Consider the following 20,940-nt stretch of genomic DNA (forward strand, 5'->3'; position numbering starts at 1 on the left):
GTTAACGCAGGTGCAGCAAAAAAGTCGTTTATCCCGTCGTTTCCGGCTTGCTAGCGATCAGACTTATCAGTACACTTGCGCTGTTTTCGTTTCTGGAGACCCGACTTGGGTAGTCCTTCTTATAGTTGTCAGCCGTTTTACGACGGTCAATCTGCGAGATAGTGCTTTAGCGATCACGTTTCAAAGCGCCTCTCGCCGGATTCGGTGGGTGGTCGCGTCCTGGCCTGTGTAGTTTGTTGCATGGCCGCGTTCCCTCAAAATTTATTGAACCTGTAGAGCTGGCTCTGCAGGGCATGTTGTGTGTTTCATCAACCAGGTTGGTGTTTCTGACGCGACAGGGAGAGCTTATGATCAATGTATTTGTATTGCAAAATGGCCGCTTGAATCAGGTCAATATCGACAGCCGCGAGGATCTCGAAAAGGTCGCGCCGGTTTGGGTCGATCTGACTGATCCGAACGATGACGAACGTGCCTGGGTCAAGAGCATCTATGGCGTGGTTTTGCCGGACGAAGAAGACGTCAAGGACATCGAAGCATCTGCCCGTTATTACGAAGGTGAAAACGGCGATCTGCATCTGCGTACTGACTTCCTGCTGGAAGAAGATGATGGCCCGTCGCGTGTCGTGACTGTCGCTTTCATCCTGGCGCGCGACATCCTGTTTTCTGTCCATCCCGAAGATTTGCCTATCTTCCGTCTGGTGCGCATGCGCGCACGTTCGCGGCCAGGCTCGATTGCTGATTACAAGGATGTGCTGCTTGATCTTTATGCAACGGATGCTGAGTATTCGGCTGATGCGCTGGAAGGCGTGTATCAAAGTCTGGAAATAGTCAGTCGCAGCGTTTTGCAAGAAGAGCTGAGCGATCAGGATGCCGCCGGTGCGCTGAATGCGATTGCGCACGAAGAGGATTTGAACGGGCGCATACGTCGCAACATGATGGATACGCGCCGTGCAGTCAGCTTTTTGATGCGTGGTCGTTTATTGAATTCTGAGCAGTTTGAAGAGGCGCGGCAGATTATGCGTGATATCGAATCGCTGGATGGTCACACTGCATTCCTGTTCGACAAGATCAACTTCTTGATGGATGCAACGGTCGGTTTCATTAACATTAACCAGAATAAAATCATCAAGATTTTCTCTGTTGCATCGGTCGCATTCCTGCCGCCAACCTTGATCGCCAGTATCTACGGTATGAACTTCAAGGTATTGCCGGAACTGGATTGGTCTTTCGGCTATCCATTGGCTATCGTGATGATGATCGCTTCTGCGGTCACGCCATTCTGGTACTTCCGCCGTCGTGGCTGGCTGAAGTAAAACATTTCCACGCGCAATGTAGCGCGTGGAAAGTGTGCTTCACATCAAGCCTTACATCAATCGTCGCAATCGTCCGCTAATTGCGCAAAGGCAGCGTGCGCTGCCTTGATGCTTGCTTCTATGACGGCATCGTCATGTTGTGCCGAGACAAATCCCGCTTCAAACGCAGATGGCGCCAGATAGACGCCAGCATCCAGCATCGCATGGAAGAAGGCGTTGAAGCGTGTCTTGTCGCACTTCATCATCGTGTCATACGATGTTGGCAATTCCGGCGCAAAGTACAAACCAAACATACCGCCGACCGAGTTGGCGCAGAACGCAATGTCTGCGTCATGTGCCGCTGCGGCAAAGCCGTGTACCAGTTTGGCAGTTTGTGCTGTCAGTGCCTCGTAGAAGCCCGGCTCCTGTATCAACTTCAAGGTCGCCATGCCGGCCGCAACCGTGACCGGATTGCCTGACAAAGTCCCCGCTTGATAAACGCCGCCGAGTGGCGCCAGATGGCGCATCAAATCTGCGCGACCACCGAAAGCCGCAACCGGCAAACCGCCACCGATGACTTTGCCGAGTACCGTCAAATCCGGTGTGATGTTGTACAAGGATTGCGCGCCACCCAAGGCGACGCGGAAGCCGGACATCACTTCATCCAGAATCATGACAGCGCCATATTGTGTACAGACGCGGCGCATGGTTTGCAGGAATTCAGGCGTCGCTGGCAGTAGATTCATATTGCCGGCAACTGGTTCGACGATGACGCAAGCAATCGAGTCGCCCATTTCCTTGAAGACGTTTTCCAGTTGCTGCGGATTGTTGTAATCGAGCACCAGTGTGTGCTTGGCGAAATCTTCTGGTACGCCAGCTGATGTTGGATTGCCGAAAGTCAGCAAGCCGCTGCCGGCTTTCACCAGCAGGGAATCGGCGTGGCCGTGATAGCAGCCTTCAAACTTGATGATTTTGTCGCGGCCAGTTGCACCGCGCGCCAGACGTAATGCGCTCATCGCCGCTTCGGTACCGCTGGACACCAGACGCACTTGCTCGATAGAGGGCACCAATTTGCAGATCAACTCAGCCATGTCGATTTCAGCTTCAGTCGGTGCGCCGAAACTCAAGCCGCGTGTCGCAGCATCCTGTACAGCTTTGACTACGGTTGGATGGGCGTGACCAACAATGGCCGGACCCCATGAGCCGATGTAGTCGATATAGCGTCTATCGTCGGCGTCCCAAAAATAAGGGCCTTCAGCGCGCGTGATGAAGCGTGGTGTGCCGCCGACCGAGCGGAAGGCGCGTACCGGCGAATTGACGCCGCCTGGCGTACTTTTTTGTGCGCGAGCAAAAAGAAGATCGTTATTTGATGACATGCGGAAACCGTGAAATAAGAGAGAAAAATTTATTGAATAGGTGGCGGAATGTCGATGTCTTCATCGAATTCACGCGCCCAGAAATAACGGTCGAGTACCAGTTTGCCCATGCCCAGACGTTGCGCATTGGCGATGGATGCAATCGTGAATTCCTGTGCTTCGAAGACGGCTTCCGGTACATCGAGACCGTTGGCCAGCAATGCAGCTATCGTTGCTGCCAAAGTGCCGCCTGCGCCGCTGTACGAGCCGGAAATGCGCTGCCAGTTATCGTGACGGATGACGCCACCTTCGTCGAACAGGGTGTTGGCGACATCGGTCAGATTCGATGGTGTGCCGGTGACGAACACGTATTCGCAACCCATTTCGATCAGGCGCATGGCGTCGACGGCCATCATGTCTTCTTCCGACGGTTCGCGCCAGGTTTCTGCCATGCGCGAGAGTTCGGCGGTGGAGATGATCAAGACCGTGGTTTGCGGGATCAGTAATTCACGCGTGGCCATCAACATGTCTTCGCCGTCCGGTCCTTGGTCTGGCAATGATGTCAGGAAGGGATCGAAGATCAGGGGAATATCAGGGTAGTCAGAAACGATTTCGGCTATTACCGAGACGTTTTCTATACTGCCGACGGCACCAACCTTGAAAGCGGCGACCGGCATGTCTTCCAGCACAACACGCGCCTGGTCGGACACCCAATCGGAATCGATCACTTGCATGTCTTCTATGCGAGCGGTGTCGCTGATGAACAGGGCAGTGATGACAGATAGACCATGACAGCCCATCGCGGCAAAAGAGGCCAAGTCAGCCTGAACGCCGACGGCGCCTACCGGATCTGTTGGTCCAAAGGTCAATATAAGCGGAGAAGTTTGGTTTTGCACGGCGGGTATATTAAGATAGCTGATTCTGCATTTTAACTTGAAGGGCTGTCAGCGTGAGCAATAACGAAACATCGAATGAAGTATTCCAAACTTGGATGTGTTTGATCTGCGGCTGGATTTACGACGAAGAGGCTGGTTTGCCGGAAGAAGGCATCGCACCTGGCACGCGCTGGGCTGATGTGCCTATGAATTGGACCTGTCCTGAGTGCGGCGCGCGCAAGGAAGATTTCGAGATGGTAGCGATCTAAAATCTTCATCCAGTGTTATAGCTTTAGCAATTTTGGTTTAAAAACCACGAGCGCTCATTTGCGCAGTAGGGCTAGGACTAAAGAATCTTGCTTTTTGTTACGGATGCGCCGTATATTGTTGACACAGTTCAACGAGACGAATCATGACAATAACGCTGGATACGGATATGAAAATCATGGTGATCGACGATAGCAGCACGATTCGTCGATCAGCAGAGATATTCCTCGGTCAGGCAGGTTACAAGGTCGTGCTGGCTGACGACGGATTTGACGCACTTGCCAAAATGAACGACCACAAACCGGCGCTCATTTTCTGCGACATCCTGATGCCGCGTCTCGACGGTTATCAAACCTGTGCACTCATCAAAAAGAGTGCCAAATTCCATGCAACACCAGTCATTATGCTGTCATCCAAGGATGGTTTGTTCGACCGTGCGCGTGGTGCGATGGTCGGCTCCGACGCATACCTCACCAAACCATTCACCAAAGACAGTCTGCTGAAAACCGTGCGCGAACACGCGCTCGAGGCAGTCGCAAAGTAAATTTGATCTAAAGGTTTCATTCAGATGGCTATTCAGAAAATTCTCGTCGTAGACGATTCCCCGACCGAACGTTATTTCCTCACCGACATCCTGATTAAAAAAGGTTTTTCCGTCTCTACCGCAGAGAACGGTGAAGAAGCATTGTTGAAAATCAAGGCAGACAAGCCGCAATTGATTTTGATGGATATCGTGATGCCGGGCCAGAACGGCTTTCAGGTAACACGCTCCATCACGCGCGATCCGGACACACAAGACGTACCTATCATCATCTGCACCAGCAAAGGTCAGGAAACCGATCGCATCTGGGGATTACGCCAGGGGGCGCGCGATTACATCGTCAAACCGGTGGACCCAGCAGAACTGCTAGCAAAAATCGCTGCGCTCGGATAAGTAGTTCTTCATGAGCCAGCCCACGCCGGAATTTCAAACGGATACTGCATCTCCGAAACGAGATATTGCTGCACGTCGCACGCGCTTGCGCGAGTTCCAGGCGCAGTTGGTGGAGCGCATGCAGACTGCTCGCAGCGGCGAGGATACGCACGTTAATCAGCTCGGCGTGATGATAGGCGAGAGTCGCTGGTTGCTGAATTTACAGACCGCGGGCGAGATCGTCTCGGTTGGCGCAATTACACCAGTGCCACTGACGCAGCCATGGTTTCTTGGTCTGACGAATATCCGCGGTAATTTGATCAGTGTGATCGACTTTGCGCGTTTTCAAGGTCATGCACCGACAACAATAGATAAAGACAGTCGCATCGTCGCATTCGGACCTGCGCTTTCATTTAATAGTGCTTTATTGGTGTCGCGTGTTCTGGGTTTGCGTAACGTTGCCGAGATGCAGCCGCAAGCCGAGAGCGACGATCAGGCTACGCCATGGGCGAGCAAGCGCTATACGGATCAAGAGTCGCAAGTCTGGACTGAACTTGATTTGTCTTCAGTAATTCAAAATCCTCAATTTTTGCACGTCGGCCTATGAGTAGCTTGGGAATGAGAGCCCGGGCACTTCATAAACAGAATCAGGAGAATCAGTATGGCGTTTAAATTACCGCTCTTTTCACAAAATAAAAAAGAGACGGCTACACAGGGCGACGATGCCAACAGCGCTGTGCCAACTGATGAGAATCTGCAAGCTGCGGCATACGGGACGGATATTCCAGTTGCGCCGGTAACGCGTGCCAATGTCAATCCGAACGCGACTTACATCGGCGACGTATTGCAAAAAAGTGGCGATATCAGTTTGCCTTTGATCGGCAAGCTGCCACTGCAACAACAGGTTCGTATACTCTTGATCGCACTGGGCACTTCGCTGGCCTTGGGCGCGATCTTCGTTTGGCTGAATGCAGATTACTCTGCGCTGACGTCGACACAAACGCAGATTGCCGGCGATGCGCTGATGCACTCGCAGCGGGTAGGTAAGGCAACACCGAATGCGATTCAAGGTAATAAGGAAGCGTTCAAGCAATTGGCAGACAGCCGTAAAGAATTCAATAACGACTTGTCGATTCTGTCCAAAGGCGGCGTATATCAAGGACGCAATATCAGCGCACCAGATGCGCAGATGAGTGCGATGCTGCAAGAAACGCAAAAATTATGGGCTGGTTCCGACAAGGCTGCTGCCACGATTTTGAAGTTGGAAAAAGAACTGACAGGTTTCGGTACCACACTGCAAACCTTGAACAGCATTTCTCCAAACTTGCTGGAATTGACGGAGCAGATTTCAACGCTGAAAGCACAAGGTGGTGCATCACCGCGTGAAACGGCTGCTGCCGGTCAGCTCGTGATGTTGACGCAACGTCTGGCACGTAGCGCGAACGAATTTCTGAGTTCGGAAGGTGTGAACCCGGAAACAGCTTTCTTGCTGGGTAAAGATACCAACACCTTCCGCGAGATTGTTGATGGCTTCTTGAACGGTAGCGATGTGCTGCGTTTGAGTAAAACTACGGAACCGGATACCCGCGACAAACTGCTCGAGCTGCAAGCAACATTTGGCGAGTATCAAAAATCGATCGCACTGATTCTCGGCAATCTGCAAAACTTTATTGCAGCGAAACAAGCTGAGGAATTGATCTTTAAAGAAAACGAAGCGCTGAAGCAACGTTTGACTGAGCTGCAACAAAGCTATCGTAGCGAGCAGGATTCGTTGACGCTGCCATTCTGGTTGATGTTGTTGAGCGTACTGGCTGCGCTGTTGTCTGCTGCCGGTATTGCCTTGGTTCTGTTGCAGGACAGCCGTAATCGCACCAAGGAAGCGGATGCGCGTCGTCTGGAAGCGGAAGGTCAACGACTGGAAGCGCAGAAGCAGGAAGAAGAAGCGAAACAGGCTAACGATCAAAACCAGGCCGCGATTTTGCGTCTGATGAATGAATTGCAGGAAGTGGCGGATGGTGACTTGACCGTGCAGGCAACGGTGTCGGAAGACATCACCGGCGCGATTGCCGATTCGGTAAACTACACGGTGGAAGAGTTGCGTGGACTGGTAGGACGCGTGACGAATACTGCGGAGCAAGTTACTTCGGCATCGACGCAAGCACAGAATATTTCAACCGAACTGCTGGAAGCGTCGCACAAGCAATCGCGCGATATTCAAGAAACCGGTCAAGCGGTATTGGAGATGGCGGTACAGATTACCGACGTTTCCAAATCAGCGAATGAATCAGCAGAAGTTGCGCGCCAGTCGGTGACGGCGGCGGAAGAAGGTTCACGTGCGGTGGAAAACGCGATCAAGGGTATGAACGAGATTCGTGAACAAATCCAGGAAACCTCGAAACGAATCAAACGCCTCGGTGAATCCTCACAAGAGATTGGTGAGATCACTGAGCTGATTTCCGACATTACCGAACAGACCAACGTCTTGGCGTTGAACGCGGCGATTCAGGCGGCGTCAGCAGGCGAAGCAGGTCGTGGTTTCTCAGTGGTTGCGGAAGAGGTGCAGCGACTGGCGGAACGTTCCGGTGAAGCGACCAAGCAGATTGGTGCGTTGGTCCGTACGATTCAAACCGATACCCACGATGCGGTTGCCGCTATGGAAAAATCGACGCAGGGTGTGGTCGAAGGTGCAAAACTTTCCGATGCTGCCGGTGCGGCGCTGTCCGATATCCGACGCGTTTCCAACCGTTTGGCGGAACTGATTCAAGGCATTTCATCCGCGACCGAACAGCAGGCAACATCAGCCAACGGCGTAGCGCAAAATATTCAAGGCATTTTGACAGTGACAGAACAAACGCAAGAAGGTACGCAGCAGACTGCGCATTCGATTCGCGAATTGTCAAAACTGGCTGAAGAACTGAAGAACTCGGTATCGCGCTTCCGCGTCACGGCTTAAGACGAAGCTGGCTTCACGAAGCTGGATTAGTTTGATGCGCAAGATGGATACGAGTTTATTTGCAGGCTTGCAGTGGCTCAGGCCCAACAGCAATTGCGGTGATCAATTCATAAGTAGTTGATCACCTCCGCACCCGCGAGGCAGTCATGAATACCCCTTCCTCCTCTGTGCCGCAAGGTAACAAGGAACACTTCGATACCGGCCCTTTGTCCTGGGTGATAGGTGAAATCAGCGGCGCGCTGACACGCTCGAAAATTGCGCTGGGCGAAGCCTTGATGCAGGATGCCGAAAATCAATCGACCACCATGCGTCATGCCAAGGCTTATTTGCATCAGGCACATGGCGCCTTGCAGATGGTGGATATCGATGGCGTCGTCATCATGACGGAAACCGTCGAAGATTTATTCGATCGTTTTGAGTCTGGTCAGCTGATTTTGGATGATGACAGCGTGCGTGCGATTACGCATGCTTATCAAGCCTTGCTTGAATATCTTGAAGAATTGCTGGCGGGCGCATCACATCAACCGGTTCGTCTCTTCCCTTACTATCGTGCGCTGTTGCAAGTGCGTGGCGCAGAACGTATACATCCTGCCGATTTGTTTTTTCCGAATCTGGCTATCCGTCCACAGTTGCCGTCTGCTTCGACCAAGCTCTCACATGAGGATTACGTATCTTTACGCAAACGTTTTGAACGTGCGCTCTTGTTGTTCCTGAAAAACTCTGGTGATGCTTCAGGTTTGAGCAGTGCGCAAGCCATGCGCGATATTATTTTGCGCGTAGAACAAGCACAGAATACCCAACAAGGACGTGCTTTTTGGTGGGTGATGCGCGGTTTTGCCGATGCAGTATCTGCTGGTCAGGTGCCAAACGAGCTGTACGTCAAACAATTGTTCGCGCGTATCAATTTGCAGATACGTCGCTTGAGCGAAGGCTCTTCCAGTATTACGGAAAGATTATTACGCGATGCCTTGTTTTTCATCGCACGTGTTGAACATCCTTCGACAGCGGTGCAACAAATACGCACCGCCTATCAACTCGATGGTGTCGTGCCTAGCGATTACGAGAAAAAACGTTACGGCCAGATCGATGCGCAGGCATTAGCGCAGGCAAAAGAACGTTTGTCGCAAGCCAAGAATTTATGGAATCGCATTGCCGGTGGTGACGCCAGCGTATCGTCAGCCTTCGAGAAGGAAATGACGGGTTTGGCAGAAGCGGGCAATCGTCTGAATGCGCCAGCATTGGCGAAATTGTTGCGAGAGTTAAGCGGGATTGCGCGCCATGCAGCGCACTCGCAACCGGGCGATAGCCTGAGTCTGGAAATCGCCACCAGTCTTTTATTCGTTGAAAACGCATTGCAGCAGATCGGTCATTTGTCGGATGATTTTTCCGAGCGTGCCGATGCGGTAACGGCACGTTTGCTCTCGGCTGTTTCGGGTGAAGTATTGCCGCATTCAGCGCAATGGCTGGATGAAATGTCGCGTGAAGCGCAAGAGCGCCAAACCATGGCTGCGCTGGCAGGCGAGATGCAATCGAGTCTGCGTCAAGTAGAAAAAATGCTGGATGAGTATTTCAGAGATACGACGCAGCGTGCGGGCCTGGCGGATATCGATGTCATCTTGTATCAAATCAGTGGCGCGCTTTCTGTGCTTGAACAGGAAGATGCGGTACGTGCAGTACAACATACGCAAGCTGCAGTACGTCGGTTTATCGATGCTGAAGAAGAGCCGTATGTGCAAGAGTTCGAGCAGGTTGCACAAAACGTAGGCGCTTTGAGTTTCTTTATCGAGACCTTGCAACTGCATCCAGATGGCGTCAAAAATCGTTTTTCTTTTGACGAAAAATTGGGTGTTTTTCACGCTAATCTGACAGAGAAACATGAAACGTCAAATGGCGAGCTGGATGTGGTCGTTGTCCCTGTTTCTGATGCGACGAATACCATTGCTGCAGATCGTACATTTGATGCGCCGGATTTGCCTACGGTAGAAGCAGAGCTTGCCTATCATCAGAAGCAATCGGAAGAGTTGGCGATCTCGCTTGCTGCAGAACCTGATAATTCACTGTTGCAGGAACAGCTCAAGGAATCGTTGGAGCAGATACGTCTGGATGCAACACTGGTTGATAATCCGGAAGCCAATGACAGAGCGCGGGCTGTTATCGATATGCTGGAAAGCCCAGATTTCGTTGCATCGCATGATGCGATGGGCGATGTCGCTCTGGCTGCCGCTGCGCCGATCAAATCCACATCACATATCGCAGATATCGCGCCATTGCCGACACCTGTCACCGATGAAGCGATCGATGCCGAGCTGCTGGAAATATTTTTATCTGAAGCAGTAGAAGTTCTGGATTGCGTGAAACAGACAATTCCAGAATCGCGCAATGCGCCACACAATCAGGAATATTTGACGACCTTGCGTCGTTCCTTCCATACCTTGAAAGGCAGCGGCCGCATGGTCGGGCTGATCGCTTTTGGCGAAGCAGCCTGGAGCGTGGAACAGGTTTTGAATCTACGCTTGTCTGAAACGCGTGGCGGCGATCCTGATTTGTATGCTTTGTTGGAGCATGCAACACAGGTGTTGGATGCATGGGTCAATGATTTGCAAATACAAGGTCGTTCGGACCGCATAGGTCATGCATTGATCAGTGCATCTGAGCGCGTCAAGAATGGCGAAGGCTTCTCTTATGATGTAACGGAAGATGCGCCGCATGCAGCCTCCGCAGTCATGGCAGCAGAAGCGCCAGCATCCGCTGTAGCGGAAGAGCCAGAGTCGGAACATGCTATCGAATTTGGCAGTGAAGAAACGCTGGCAGCGACGGAAGCAGAAGAGCTGGAATTAAGCGATGAAGAATTGGCGCAATTTCATAAATTTGATGCGACGGCAGAAGTTGCTGATGAGGTAAAAACACTGCAGCCGGTTGGCGAATTTGATCATTTGGAATTAGACCCTCTGCCGGAAGTGCCGCATTTGCCGATTGCAGACGTAATCGATTTCCCAAACAAACCTTCTGCGCTCAGAAATGATGACAACATCAAATACATAGGTGATCTGGAAATCAGTTTGCCTCTGCATAATATTTATCTGGCAGAAACCGATGAGCTGGTGCGTTTTCTGTCGCAAGACATAGCCGAATGGCGCCATGAGCCGGATCGCCATGTCAGCATACAAGCGGTGCATGCTGCTCATTCGTTGGCAGGTAGTTCCGCCACTGTAGGCTTCAAACCTTTGCAAGAAATTGCGTATGCGCTGGAAACCGTACTGCAATATCTGGCACGCAAACCGGTCAAATTGCTTATCTCGGAATACGATGCACTGGAGTACGCAGTAGAGCGCATACGTTTCATGCTGCAAATGTTCGCACTGGGAGAAATGCCTGATTTCGAACCGGAGCAGGTCGAGATATTGGCGCGCATGCCGGAAGATTTCGAGGCGCGTTCCACCATGCGTTCGGCAGTCGTTGATTTGCCGAATGATGCAAACGACACGCAGCCAATAGAACAAAGTTCGCACATTCCTGCCGATGCACCGCATGACGTAGGAACGACGGATACGAATGTTCTATCGCCCGCGCTCGAAGCTGTTCCCTCAGTGGCTGCAATCGAGTCCGCTAACTTTGAACCAGCTCCTTTTGCGGAACCGGTTTATCCGCAATTAGATGAAGAACTCGCGGACCCATCGCTGCTCATCCGAGATGAGATCGATGCTGATTTATTGCCGGTTTTTATCGAAGAAGGTCGCGATATGCTGCCGCAGATGGGGCAGGCATTACGCGCATGGCAACACGATCTCGGCAACGCGATGTTGCCGCAATCATTGGCGCGCTTGCTGCATACGATCAAGGGTAGTGCACGTATGGCTGGTGCAATGTCGCTGGGTCAGCACATGCATGAGATGGAAACGCGTATCGAAAATATTACGCACGCCGGTCATCCTTCAGCGGCAGCGCTGGAAGATTTGCTGGCACGTTATGACCACGGCTTGTACTTGTTTGAGCAATTGCAAAATCAGGATCCGAAGGCTGCATCAGCTACAGCAAATATTGCTGAGGACAAGCACGCAACTAAAGAAGAGCCGCCGCTGATTCATAGCGCGATGCCGATTGCGAATAATCGTCTTGCGCCATTGACGCCAAATGCAGGCGCACTTGCGTCGGCGGTATCTGCGCCATTGGTGCGTGTACGTGCTGACATTCTGGATCGCCTGGTCAATCAGGCGGGTGAAGTATCGATCTCTCGTTCCAAGCTGGAAACCGAAGTTGGTAGCTTGCGACTATCGATGGGCGAGTTGTCGGAAAACGTGGTGCGTCTGCGCGAGCAATTGCGTGAAATTGAAATGCAGGCGGAATCGCAAATTACATCGCGCATGGGTATTTCTGCAGATAGAGAATTCGATCCGCTGGAATTCGATCGCTTTACCCGCTTGCAAGAATTGACTCGCATGATGGCTGAGAGCGTCAATGACGTCGGTTCGGTGCAGCAGAATTTGAGTCGGACCATCGATAGTGCCAGCACTGATTTGACGATGCAGGCGCGTCTGACACGTGATTTGCAGCAGGATTTGATGCGTGTGCGTATGGTGCAATTTGCCAGCATCTCCGAACGTCTGTTCCGCGTGACGCGTCAAGCTGCGAAGGAAATGGACAAACGCGTCAATCTCGATATCCGCGGTAGCGCAGTCGAGATCGATCGTAGCGTATTGGAAAAAATGGCCGGGCCGTTCGAGCATCTGTTGCGCAATGCCATCGTGCACGGTATCGAGTCGCGTGAGCAGCGGCGTGCTGCCGGCAAGAATGAAGCCGGCGAATTGCGTATCGAAATCCGGCAAGAGGGTAATGAAGTGGTTATTCATTTCTCCGATGATGGCCAGGGTTTGAATCTGAGCAATATTCGCAACAAGGCACTGACTAGCGGTTTGCTGACCAACGATATGGATTTGTCGGATGCGGAAGTAACCGATTTGATTTTCCATCCGGGCTTCTCGACTGCAGAAGAAATTACAGAATTGGCTGGTCGCGGCATAGGCATGGACGTGGTGCGTTCGGAAGCTGCGTCCTTGGGCGGTCGTGTGGCGATTGCGTCGGAATCTGGCAAAGGCGCGAATTTCACGATTCACTTGCCTCTGACCTTGGCTGTGACGCAAGTTGTGATTCTTTCGTCGGGCGGCAAGATCTATGCGATTCCGTCGGTATTGGTCGAACAAGTTCAACAACTGAAAACCGGGCCTTTGGCCGCCGCCTATAACGAAGGCGCAGTGATGTGGCAATCGCAACGTGTGCCTATGCATTATTTGCCGACCTTGCTGGGTGATGTCGATATCGCACCAGTGACGCAGCAATACTCGCCTTTGCTGATTCTGAAGAGCGGTAATGATCGTGTGGCTTTGCATGTCGATGAGATCCTCGGCAATCGCGAGGTCGTGGTGAAGAATATCGGACCGCAGTTGTCGCGCATGATAGGCATCGCTGGCGCAACGGTGCTCGGCTCAGGTGAGATCGTCTTGATCCTGAATCCGGTGCCGCTGGCACAACGTGTCGCACTGGATAATATTCGCGCGCCACGTCTGACGCCATCCGATGCGCCAGATGGCATGGGCGCAGTGGCTGAAATGGCGACTTTTGAGCCAACAGCACTCAAGGCAGAGCCGGTGCAGGGTTTGCGTACTCAGCATATCGTGATGGTGGTGGACGATTCCTTGACCGTGCGCCGCGTGACGCAGCGCTTGCTGACGCGCGAAGGTTATCAAGTCGTGCTGGCTAAGGATGGTGTTGATGCCTTGCAGCATCTGCAGTCGATCAAGCCTGATGTGATGCTGGTCGATATCGAAATGCCGCGCATGGATGGTTTCGATTTGACACGTAACATCCGCGACGATGAACGTACGCGTGATATTCCTATCATCATGATTACTTCACGCACGGCTAGCAAGCATCGTAATTACGCGATGGAACTGGGTGTGAATGAGTATCTAGGTAAGCCGTATCAGGAAGAAGCCCTGATCAAGTTGATTGCAGGTTTTATCGCTAAGGAAACATCACTCAACTGAGCGTTTATCGTTTGATCAAAAATGAAAATCCCGCATTTATCCTGCGGGATTTTTTTATGTGCTGAGGCACACTCTAATCATGTGTCGCAACTTTTTTGACTACGGCATAACGCTGTAACGTACGTGCACGCGCTTCTTCATGCTGGATGATGGGGTTCGGATAATTCTCACCCAGCTCTATGCCTGCCATTTTTAATTCCATAGCCGCTAAACGCCATGGTGCGTGGATATGTTTGTTGGATAAATCTTTTAGTTGCGGCAGATAACGACGTATGAATTTTCCATCGGGGTCGAATTTCTCTGATTGCGTAATGGGATTGAAGATACGGAAATAAGGTTGGGCATCGCAACCAGAAGACGATGCCCATTGCCAGCCGCCGTTGTTGGCCGCGAGATCGAAGTCATTGAGTTTGTCAGCGAAGTAACGTTCGCCCCAACGCCAGTCTATGCCCAGATCCTTGATCAGGAAGGATGCGGTGACCATGCGCAAACGATTGTGCATATAGCCGGTTTGATTCAGTTGTGCCATCGCGGCATCGACCAAAGGGTAGCCGGTTTTGCCATCACACCATGATTGGAACAAATGTTGCGCATGCTCGCCACTTTCCCAAATGATGGCGTCGTAATCCGGCTTGAAGGAACGATGTATTACATGTGGATGGTGAGACAGAATCATGAAGTAGAAATCGCGCCACACCAATTCGGACAACCATACGGCAGCGCCGCTGCTTCCTGTACCCATGCGCATGGCATCAAGTGCATGCCGTGCCAGTGCACGGATGGAAATTGTGCCGAAACGCAGATGTACGGATAAATAAGACGGCCCTTTGATGGCGGGGAAGTCGCGTGCATGGTCGTAGTTCTTCATCCGCTCGGCAAAATCATCGAGTAACACTTGGCCGCCTTGCATGCCAGTTGGAATATTCAATTCCGATAAATTGGTTTTTTCGAAACCAAGTTCCTGCAACGATAGGATGGCATTGCTGTTTGCTGGCAATGGCGCGAAATGCGCGCGATGCGCATCGATTTCGTAGGGAGATAGGTAAGCTGAGTCAGGCCCCGCATGTAGTTTCTTCAGCCATGCATTTTTATAGGGTGTGAAGACAGAGAAAGGTTTTTCAGCTTGCGACAGGACTTCGTCTTTTTCAAAGATCACCTGATCTTTAAATGTGTGCAGGACTCGTCCGGAAGCTTGCAGAGCAGTGGCAACTCGTGCGTCGCGCTCAATTGCTTGTGGTTCGTAGTCATGATTGGTGAAGACGGCAGCCACACCTAGTTCAGCTGCTAATTCCGGTATAGCTTGTTCTGCCCATGCGTGACGTACGATCAAACCGCCGCCGAGGGACTGCAATGTCTGGCTGAGTTCCAGAAGGCTGGCATGGATAAATTCGACGCGTCGGTCGTATTTCGGTAAGGAGTCCAGAATGGCGCGGTCGAAAATAAAGACGCAATACACCTGTCTGCTTTGCGTCAATGCATGGTGCAAAGCGGCGTGATCGTAAGCGCGTAAATCGCGGCGAAACCAAACCAGAGTTTTTTCAAATGGCAGCATGGAGGCGTGGGTAATATTCAAAGAGCAGATGGAAATTGGGAAAATATGAGCAAAATCGATGGAATACGCGGTTTGGAAGCGAGAATACGGCTAAAACTGATAAAATAACGTCCATGCCGAAGCAACGTAAGACTAGCAAATCCCCAGAACATCCCGATTCACCTTGGGAATCCCTCGATTTTTCCGCAACACCGCATACTTCATCCCGTGATTCATTGAATTTGGCCGATCATTTCCTGATCGCGATGCCTTCCATGCTGGACCCGATTTTTGGTGGAACAGTCGTGTATCTGTGTGAGCATAATGCCAATGGCGCATTAGGTGTGATTATCAACAAGCCAACCGATATGACGGTAGATGTATTGCTTAACCGCATCGATTTGACCTTGGAGATTGCTCCTGAGCTGTCATCGCTGGATAAATCGCCGGTACTGTACGGTGGTCCGGTGCAAGCTGACCGCGGTTTTGTGCTGCATGCTCCGCGCGGCGATTTTTCGTCGACTTTGCCTGTGACGGATGATATCGCCTTGACGACTTCCAAGGATATTCTCGCCGCTGTGGCACTGGGTGCCGGTCCGCAGCGTTTATTGATCAGCCTTGGGTGTTCCGGTTGGGGTGCAGGTCAGCTTGAGGATGAAATCATCCGTAATGGCTGGTTGACGGTACGTGCCGATCCGACCATTCTGTTCGATATGCCGCTGGAGCAACGTTTTGTTGCGGCGATTAAATTGCTTGGTATCGATCCTATGATGCTAAGTGGCGAGGCCGGTCATGCGTGATCAGGGCGTGCGCTAGTGGAAACCGTACTGGGTTTCGACTTTGGCTTGAAGCGTATCGGCGTTGCAGTTGGCAATACATTATTGAAACAAGCACAGCCGCTGACCATTATCAGCGCGGCTACCAACGATGCAAAGTTTGCAGCGATTGCCGAACTGGTCAAGCAGTGGCAACCCTCCTTGTGCATCGTCGGCTTGCCGCGTCACCCCGATGGAGAAGAACATGAAATGACGGTACGTTGCCGTCGTTTCGCAAATCAGCTGCATGGACGTTTTGGCGTGACTACGGTGCTGGTGGATGAGCGTTATTCATCCTCAGTGATTTCTCATCAACGTGGCGAACTGATTGATGATCAGGCCGCTGCAATCATCTTGCAACAATACTTCGATGACTATACCCAATCCGCATCCTGAACTAGACGCTGAAGCACTGTATCAAGTGCTGGCGAAACAAGTGAAAACCGGCTTGGCAAAAGCTGAAAACGTGGCGATAGTCGGTATCTATTCCGGCGGCGCCTGGCTCGCAGAACGCTTGGCGCAGGAGTTGCAGCTGAATGAGCGCCTAGGTTTCATAGACGTTTCTTTTTATCGCGACGATTTTTCGGAAAAAGGTTTGCGTCCTGATGTGAAACCGACGCAGATTCCATTCGATGTCGATGGCGCGACCATCTTGCTGGTAGATGATGTGCTCTACACCGGTCGTACCACGCGCGCAGCGATCAATGAATTGTTTGACTACGGTCGCCCTGCACGCATTCTGTTGGCGGCACTGGCTGATCGCGGTGGCCGCGAACTGCCGATCGCAGCCGATTTTGTTGCACAAACGCTTTCCATTCCAGACCAGCAGTCGCTGGTACTTCAACGGGCCGATGACGGCCGCTTTTCCCTGACGGTGGATCATGCTTAATCCGCAATTGAATAAAAACGGTGAGTTGCAACATTTACTCACCATCGAAGGCCTGTCCAAGGCGCACATCACGCACATACTGGATACGGCTTCATCGTTCGTCAGTATCGGCGACCGTGAAGTGAAAAAAGTACCGCTGATGCGAGGCAAAAGTGTTTTCAATCTGTTTTTTGAAAACTCGACCCGCACGCGCACTACATTTGAAATCGCATCCAAGCGTTTATCCGCTGATGTGATCAATCTGAATATTCAGGCTTCGAGTTCCAGTAAGGGCGAATCGCTGCTCGATACCATCGACAATTTGTCGGCGATGCATGCGGATATGTTCGTCGTGCGTCATGCAGAATCCGGTGCGCCGTATCTGATCGCCAAGCATTTAAGCGATACCTCGCAATCGCATGTACACGTCGTCAATGCCGGCGATGGCCGCCATGCGCACCCGACGCAGGGTTTGCTGGATATGTACACGATACGGCACTACAAAAAAGATTTTACTAATCTGACTGTTGCCATTGTTGGCGACATTCTGCACAGCCGTGTGGCACGTTCAGATATCCACGCCTTGACCACACTCGGTGTGCCAGAAATTCGTGCGATCGGCCCACGTACATTGTTGCCTAGCGGTCTGGAGCAAATGGGTGTGCGCGTCTTTACCGATATCAACAAGGGTTTGAAAGACGTCGACGTCATCATCATGCTGCGCTTGCAGAATGAACGCATGAGCGGTGCCTTGCTGCCGTCCGCGCAGGAATTCTTCAAGAGCTATGGCCTGACGACAGAACGTCTGGCCTTGGCCAAACCGGATGCGATTGTCATGCACCCAGGCCCGATGAATCGCGGTGTGGAAATTGAATCGGCAGTAGCTGACGGTACGCAGGCAGTGATTCTGCCGCAGGTGACATTCGGCATTGCAGTACGGATGGCAGTGATGAGTATTTTGGCGGGAAATTAAAAGATGAAAATTCATATTAAGAACGGCCATCTGATTGATCCGGCCAACGGTATCGATGCGCAACAGGATGTCTATATCGCGGCGGGGAAAATCGCCGGTATAGGCAAAGCACCAGAAGGTTTTGTCGCCAGCAAAGTGATTGATGCTAGCGGTCTGGTCGTCGCACCTGGCTTGGTAGATCTGAGCGCGCGTTTGCGCGAGCCGGGTTACGAATATAAAGCCACGCTGGAATCCGAAATGCAGGCTGCGATGCAAGGCGGCGTGACGAGTCTGGTGTGTCCACCGGATACTGATCCTGTGCTGGATGAGCCGGGTTTGGTCGAGATGCTTAAGCACAGAGCCAAGTCACTGAATCAGGCACACGTTTACCCACTCGGTGCATTGACGGTAGGCTTGAAAGGCGAATCGCTGACAGAAATGGCTGAATTGACAGACGCCGGTTGTATCGGTTTCTCACAAGCTGATCATCCAATTCTTGATACCACTGTCTTGTTGCGCGCGATGCAGTACGCAAAGACTTTTGACTTCACCGTGTGGTTGCGTCCGCAAGATGCTCATCTGGGTCGTAATGGTGTGGCGCATAGTGGTCCGGTTGCCTCGCGTCTGGGTTTGTCTGGTGTGCCGGTGATGGCTGAGACGGTCGCCTTGCACACGATACTGGAGCTGGTGCGTGTGACTGGTACGCGCGTGCATCTTTGCCGCATGTCGACCGCAGCAGGTTTGGAGTTGGTGCGTGCAGCGAAAAAAGAAGGCTTGCCTATTACCTGCGACGTAGGCGCACACCATATTCATCTGACGGAAAACGATATTGGTTTCTTCGATTCCAACGCACGCCTGACACCGCCTTTGCGCAGTCAGCGTGATCGGGATGCGATACGTAATGGTTTGCTGGATGGCACGATTGATGCGATCTGTTCTGACCATACGCCAGTCGATGATGATGAAAAACTGCTGCCTTTCGGTGAAGCATCACCGGGCGCAACAGGTTTGGAATTGTTGCTGTCTCTGGCCTTGAAATGGGCTGAAGATTGCGTCGATAAAAAACAGCAGGTCGCACGTGCAGTTGCCAAAGTCACGGCTGATGCAGCACGCATCGTCGGTTTGCCGTCGGGACAATTGTCGGTTGGTAGCGTGGCCGATATTTGTCTGTTCGATCCTGAAGTGCGCTGGACGGTTGCTGCCAAAGCGTTGGCAAGCCAAGGCAAACATACGCCTTTCCTCGGCTATGAATTAGCCGGTCAAGTGAAGGCAACGATAGTTGCCGGTCACATTGCATTCCAACGATAAATATCATCGGTTCACGCATGCTTCTGGAAAATAGGATGGATCTTCATCGGCAAGGCACCCGCATGGTTGTCTTGCCGTTTGTGCGTGTCATGCTGCATTTGCTGCAAGGCTTGTGTACGAGTGCATTTATTTTTCCGCTGATTAGTCCGGTCAATCGAGATAAACGCATCAAGAAGTGGTCAGCCGAATTGCTGGCTATTTTGCGCATACAAGTGGACATTCAGGCTGATGTCGAGCAGGCGCCGCATGCCGTGATCGTGTCCAATCACGTTTCATGGTTGGATATTTTCGTCATCAATTCTTTGCAGCCATGTCGTTTTGTTGCGAAGGCGGATATACGCAGTTGGCCTGCGCTGGGCTGGCTTTGTGAAAAAGCGGGGACTATCTTTATCGCGCGCGGCAAACAGCGTGAAGTGCGGCGCGTGTATGAAGGCTTGGTTACCAGCATACAAGCAGGTGATCGCATCGCATTTTTCCCTGAAGGTACGACAGCAGCGCAAGGCACGCTATTACCTTTTCATCCCAATTTGTTTGAAGCCGCGATTGAGGCAGGTGTACCGGTGCAACCGTATGCATTGCGTTATGTTGATGCGCAGGGAAATTTCCATACTGCGGCCGATTTTATCGGTGATATGACCTTTGTCGACAGCATGCTCTTGATCATGAAGACGCACAAAATGACTGCGCAGTTGATCTTGTTGCCGACGATAGAAACTGTGGGTGTACATCGCCGTGATTTATCGCTCACAGCGCGTCAGGTGATTGCAGAAAAGCTTGGTTACTCGGACGCATCGAAGTACGTCGTTTAGCTTTTACCTGGACGTTGATGTTGCGGGCAATCGACCTGTATGGTTGTGCGGTCTTCCAGATTGATGGCCGTCAGCTTGCCACCCCATACACAGCCTGTATCCAGTCCGGCCAAATTCGGTCGCAAGGTCAATCCCAATGTAGACCAGTGCCCGAAGACGACGGAGGTATTCTCCGTTTTTCGATTCGGTACATCAAACCACGGCATCAATCCTGATGGTGTGTGATCCAGTCCTTCGACTGCCTTGAAATCCATGCTGCCATCCGGTTTGCAAAAACGTACGCGTGTCAGCGCATTGACGATGCAGCGCAAGCGATCCGCTCCTTGCAGATCATCATTCCAGAGTGTCGGCATATTGCCGTACATGTTCTGTAAAAATTCTACCCAGTTCGGACCTTGCAGCGCGGCTTCTACCTCGCGTGACAAAGACAAGGTTTGTTGTGCGGTCCATTGCGGCAGCACGCCAGCATGTACGCACAAATGCCCATCCTGTTCCAGCGCCAACGGTTGATGACGCAACCATGTAATCAATTCTTCCCTATCGTCGGCTGCCATGATGTCTGCCAGCGTGTCGCTATCGTGCGGTTTGCGCAGACCGCAGGCGACTGCCAGCAAATTCAAATCGTGATTGCCGAGCACTATGCGTGCACGATCCCTCAAGGCGCGCACCTGTCTCAGCGTGGCAAGCGATTTTGGTCCGCGATTGACTATGTCGCCAACGAAAACCAATTGTGCATTCGGTGATGCCGCATCGATCTTTTCCAACAGAGAGATTAATTGCGTGTGGCAACCTTGCAGATCGCCAATTGCGTAAGTGGTCATGAGTGAATAGTTTGAGATGAAAGTGCTCGGGAAAAACTAACAGGATGCTCGTAATTATCGCGGATATTCAATTGAATTTCTGTATTGCAGTAAAACATAGAGACAGCCATTGTTTGTAGATAATTGAAACTAGACGACAG

17 protein-coding genes are annotated in these 20,940 nt (G+C 51.7%); 13 read left to right on the forward strand and 4 right to left on the reverse strand.

What is annotated here, in order from left to right; genetic code table 11:
- Nucleotides 1-347: 347 nt before the first annotated feature.
- On the forward strand, nucleotides 348-1,313 hold the full coding sequence (corA, locus tag BQ6873_RS15135; RefSeq protein WP_076593392.1) for a magnesium/cobalt transporter CorA: 966 nt from the start codon (nucleotides 348-350) through the stop codon (nucleotides 1,311-1,313).
- Nucleotides 1,314-1,369: 56 nt separating this feature from the next.
- Here the strand turns inward: corA and hemL are convergent, their stop codons facing one another.
- Nucleotides 1,370-2,668 carry a glutamate-1-semialdehyde 2,1-aminomutase gene (gene hemL, locus BQ6873_RS15140; protein ID WP_076593393.1) on the reverse strand — a complete coding sequence of 433 codons (1,299 nt, stop codon included), beginning with the start codon at nucleotides 2,666-2,668 and terminating at the stop codon, nucleotides 1,370-1,372.
- 29 nt (nucleotides 2,669-2,697) lie between these two features.
- A complete protein-coding gene (gene thiD / locus BQ6873_RS15145; protein ID WP_076593394.1) occupies nucleotides 2,698-3,543 on the reverse strand; it encodes a bifunctional hydroxymethylpyrimidine kinase/phosphomethylpyrimidine kinase in 846 nt (281 codons plus the stop codon).
- Nucleotides 3,544-3,638: 95 nt separating this feature from the next.
- On the opposite strand from thiD, the gene BQ6873_RS15150 reads away from it, so the two are divergent.
- From BQ6873_RS15150 to BQ6873_RS15175, 6 genes are all read left to right on the forward strand, one after another.
- Nucleotides 3,639-3,791: a rubredoxin gene (locus tag BQ6873_RS15150; RefSeq protein ID WP_157889232.1), complete on the forward strand. Its 153-nt coding sequence runs from the start codon at nucleotides 3,639-3,641 to the stop codon at nucleotides 3,789-3,791.
- A gap of 143 nt (nucleotides 3,792-3,934) precedes the next feature.
- Nucleotides 3,935-4,333 carry a response regulator gene (locus BQ6873_RS15155; RefSeq protein WP_076593396.1) on the forward strand — a complete coding sequence of 133 codons (399 nt, stop codon included), beginning with the start codon at nucleotides 3,935-3,937 and terminating at the stop codon, nucleotides 4,331-4,333.
- Nucleotides 4,334-4,357: 24 nt separating this feature from the next.
- Nucleotides 4,358-4,723 (forward strand): response regulator transcription factor, encoded by a 366-nt coding sequence (locus BQ6873_RS15160; RefSeq protein WP_076593397.1) that lies wholly within the window; start codon nucleotides 4,358-4,360, stop codon nucleotides 4,721-4,723.
- 10 nt (nucleotides 4,724-4,733) lie between these two features.
- Complete coding sequence (locus BQ6873_RS15165) at nucleotides 4,734-5,309, forward strand: chemotaxis protein CheW (RefSeq protein WP_076593398.1); 576 nt, start codon at nucleotides 4,734-4,736, stop codon at nucleotides 5,307-5,309.
- A 54-nt stretch (nucleotides 5,310-5,363) separates the two neighbouring features.
- Nucleotides 5,364-7,655 carry a methyl-accepting chemotaxis protein gene (locus tag BQ6873_RS15170; protein WP_076593399.1) on the forward strand — a complete coding sequence of 764 codons (2,292 nt, stop codon included), beginning with the start codon at nucleotides 5,364-5,366 and terminating at the stop codon, nucleotides 7,653-7,655.
- A 146-nt stretch (nucleotides 7,656-7,801) separates the two neighbouring features.
- Nucleotides 7,802-13,696 carry a hybrid sensor histidine kinase/response regulator gene (locus tag BQ6873_RS15175; RefSeq protein ID WP_076593400.1) on the forward strand — a complete coding sequence of 1,965 codons (5,895 nt, stop codon included), beginning with the start codon at nucleotides 7,802-7,804 and terminating at the stop codon, nucleotides 13,694-13,696.
- A gap of 73 nt (nucleotides 13,697-13,769) precedes the next feature.
- Here BQ6873_RS15175 and BQ6873_RS15180 read toward each other — a convergent pair whose 3' ends face one another.
- On the reverse strand, nucleotides 13,770-15,248 hold the full coding sequence (locus tag BQ6873_RS15180) for a cryptochrome/photolyase family protein (protein WP_076593401.1): 1,479 nt from the start codon (nucleotides 15,246-15,248) through the stop codon (nucleotides 13,770-13,772).
- Between the two features lie 113 nt (nucleotides 15,249-15,361).
- Here BQ6873_RS15180 and BQ6873_RS15185 point away from each other — a divergent pair, with 113 nt between their 5' ends.
- The 6 genes from BQ6873_RS15185 to BQ6873_RS15210 are packed head-to-tail and all read left to right on the forward strand — an operon-like array spanning nucleotide 15,362 to nucleotide 19,979.
- Nucleotides 15,362-16,027, forward strand: a complete 666-nt coding sequence (locus tag BQ6873_RS15185) for a YqgE/AlgH family protein (protein WP_076593402.1) — start codon at nucleotides 15,362-15,364, stop codon at nucleotides 16,025-16,027.
- Nucleotides 16,028-16,042: 15 nt separating this feature from the next.
- The gene (gene ruvX, locus BQ6873_RS15190; RefSeq protein WP_076593403.1) at nucleotides 16,043-16,438 is read left to right on the forward strand and encodes a Holliday junction resolvase RuvX; all 396 of its coding nucleotides are present in this window, start codon (nucleotides 16,043-16,045) and stop codon (nucleotides 16,436-16,438) included.
- Entirely contained in the window at nucleotides 16,413-16,931 is a 519-nt protein-coding gene (pyrR, locus tag BQ6873_RS15195) for a bifunctional pyr operon transcriptional regulator/uracil phosphoribosyltransferase PyrR (RefSeq protein ID WP_076593404.1), read from the forward strand. Before ruvX ends, pyrR begins: the two co-directional genes overlap by 26 nt.
- Nucleotides 16,924-17,883, forward strand: a complete 960-nt coding sequence (locus BQ6873_RS15200; RefSeq protein WP_076593405.1) for an aspartate carbamoyltransferase catalytic subunit — start codon at nucleotides 16,924-16,926, stop codon at nucleotides 17,881-17,883. The genes pyrR and BQ6873_RS15200 overlap by 8 nt, the downstream gene beginning before the upstream one ends.
- Before the next feature lie 3 nt (nucleotides 17,884-17,886).
- On the forward strand, nucleotides 17,887-19,170 hold the full coding sequence (locus BQ6873_RS15205) for a dihydroorotase (protein ID WP_076593406.1): 1,284 nt from the start codon (nucleotides 17,887-17,889) through the stop codon (nucleotides 19,168-19,170).
- A 35-nt stretch (nucleotides 19,171-19,205) separates the two neighbouring features.
- Nucleotides 19,206-19,979, forward strand: a complete 774-nt coding sequence (locus tag BQ6873_RS15210) for a lysophospholipid acyltransferase family protein (protein ID WP_231949359.1) — start codon at nucleotides 19,206-19,208, stop codon at nucleotides 19,977-19,979.
- On the opposite strand, the gene BQ6873_RS15215 is transcribed toward BQ6873_RS15210, so the two are convergent.
- Nucleotides 19,976-20,800 carry a symmetrical bis(5'-nucleosyl)-tetraphosphatase gene (locus BQ6873_RS15215; protein WP_076593407.1) on the reverse strand — a complete coding sequence of 275 codons (825 nt, stop codon included), beginning with the start codon at nucleotides 20,798-20,800 and terminating at the stop codon, nucleotides 19,976-19,978. The genes BQ6873_RS15210 and BQ6873_RS15215 overlap by 4 nt on opposite strands.
- Between the last annotated feature and the right edge of the window lie 140 nt (nucleotides 20,801-20,940).

The sequence above is a fragment of the Herminiimonas arsenitoxidans genome (assembly GCF_900130075.1).
GTDB lineage: Bacteria > Pseudomonadota > Gammaproteobacteria > Burkholderiales > Burkholderiaceae_D > Oxalicibacterium > Oxalicibacterium arsenitoxidans.

Bases quoted from the DNA above. Each gene is read 5' to 3' on its own strand.
- BQ6873_RS15165 (WP_076593398.1), top strand. From the start codon at position 4,734: ATGAGCCAGCCCACGCCGGAATTTCAAACGGATACTGCATCTCCGAAA.
- BQ6873_RS15185 (WP_076593402.1), top strand. From the start codon at position 15,362: ATGCCGAAGCAACGTAAGACTAGCAAATCCCCAGAACATCCCGATTCA.
- BQ6873_RS15155 (WP_076593396.1), top strand. From the start codon at position 3,935: ATGACAATAACGCTGGATACGGATATGAAAATCATGGTGATCGACGAT.
- BQ6873_RS15150 (WP_157889232.1), top strand. From the start codon at position 3,639: ATGTGTTTGATCTGCGGCTGGATTTACGACGAAGAGGCTGGTTTGCCG.
- BQ6873_RS15170 (WP_076593399.1), top strand. From the start codon at position 5,364: ATGGCGTTTAAATTACCGCTCTTTTCACAAAATAAAAAAGAGACGGCT.
- BQ6873_RS15210 (WP_231949359.1), top strand. From the start codon at position 19,206: ATGGATCTTCATCGGCAAGGCACCCGCATGGTTGTCTTGCCGTTTGTG.
- BQ6873_RS15205 (WP_076593406.1), top strand. From the start codon at position 17,887: ATGAAAATTCATATTAAGAACGGCCATCTGATTGATCCGGCCAACGGT.
- pyrR (WP_076593404.1), top strand. From the start codon at position 16,413: ATGACTATACCCAATCCGCATCCTGAACTAGACGCTGAAGCACTGTAT.
- hemL (WP_076593393.1), bottom strand. From the start codon at position 2,668: ATGTCATCAAATAACGATCTTCTTTTTGCTCGCGCACAAAAAAGTACG.
- BQ6873_RS15215 (WP_076593407.1), bottom strand. From the start codon at position 20,800: ATGACCACTTACGCAATTGGCGATCTGCAAGGTTGCCACACGCAATTA.
- corA (WP_076593392.1), top strand. From the start codon at position 348: ATGATCAATGTATTTGTATTGCAAAATGGCCGCTTGAATCAGGTCAAT.
- BQ6873_RS15180 (WP_076593401.1), bottom strand. From the start codon at position 15,248: ATGCTGCCATTTGAAAAAACTCTGGTTTGGTTTCGCCGCGATTTACGC.
- BQ6873_RS15175 (WP_076593400.1), top strand. From the start codon at position 7,802: ATGAATACCCCTTCCTCCTCTGTGCCGCAAGGTAACAAGGAACACTTC.
- BQ6873_RS15160 (WP_076593397.1), top strand. From the start codon at position 4,358: ATGGCTATTCAGAAAATTCTCGTCGTAGACGATTCCCCGACCGAACGT.
- BQ6873_RS15200 (WP_076593405.1), top strand. From the start codon at position 16,924: ATGCTTAATCCGCAATTGAATAAAAACGGTGAGTTGCAACATTTACTC.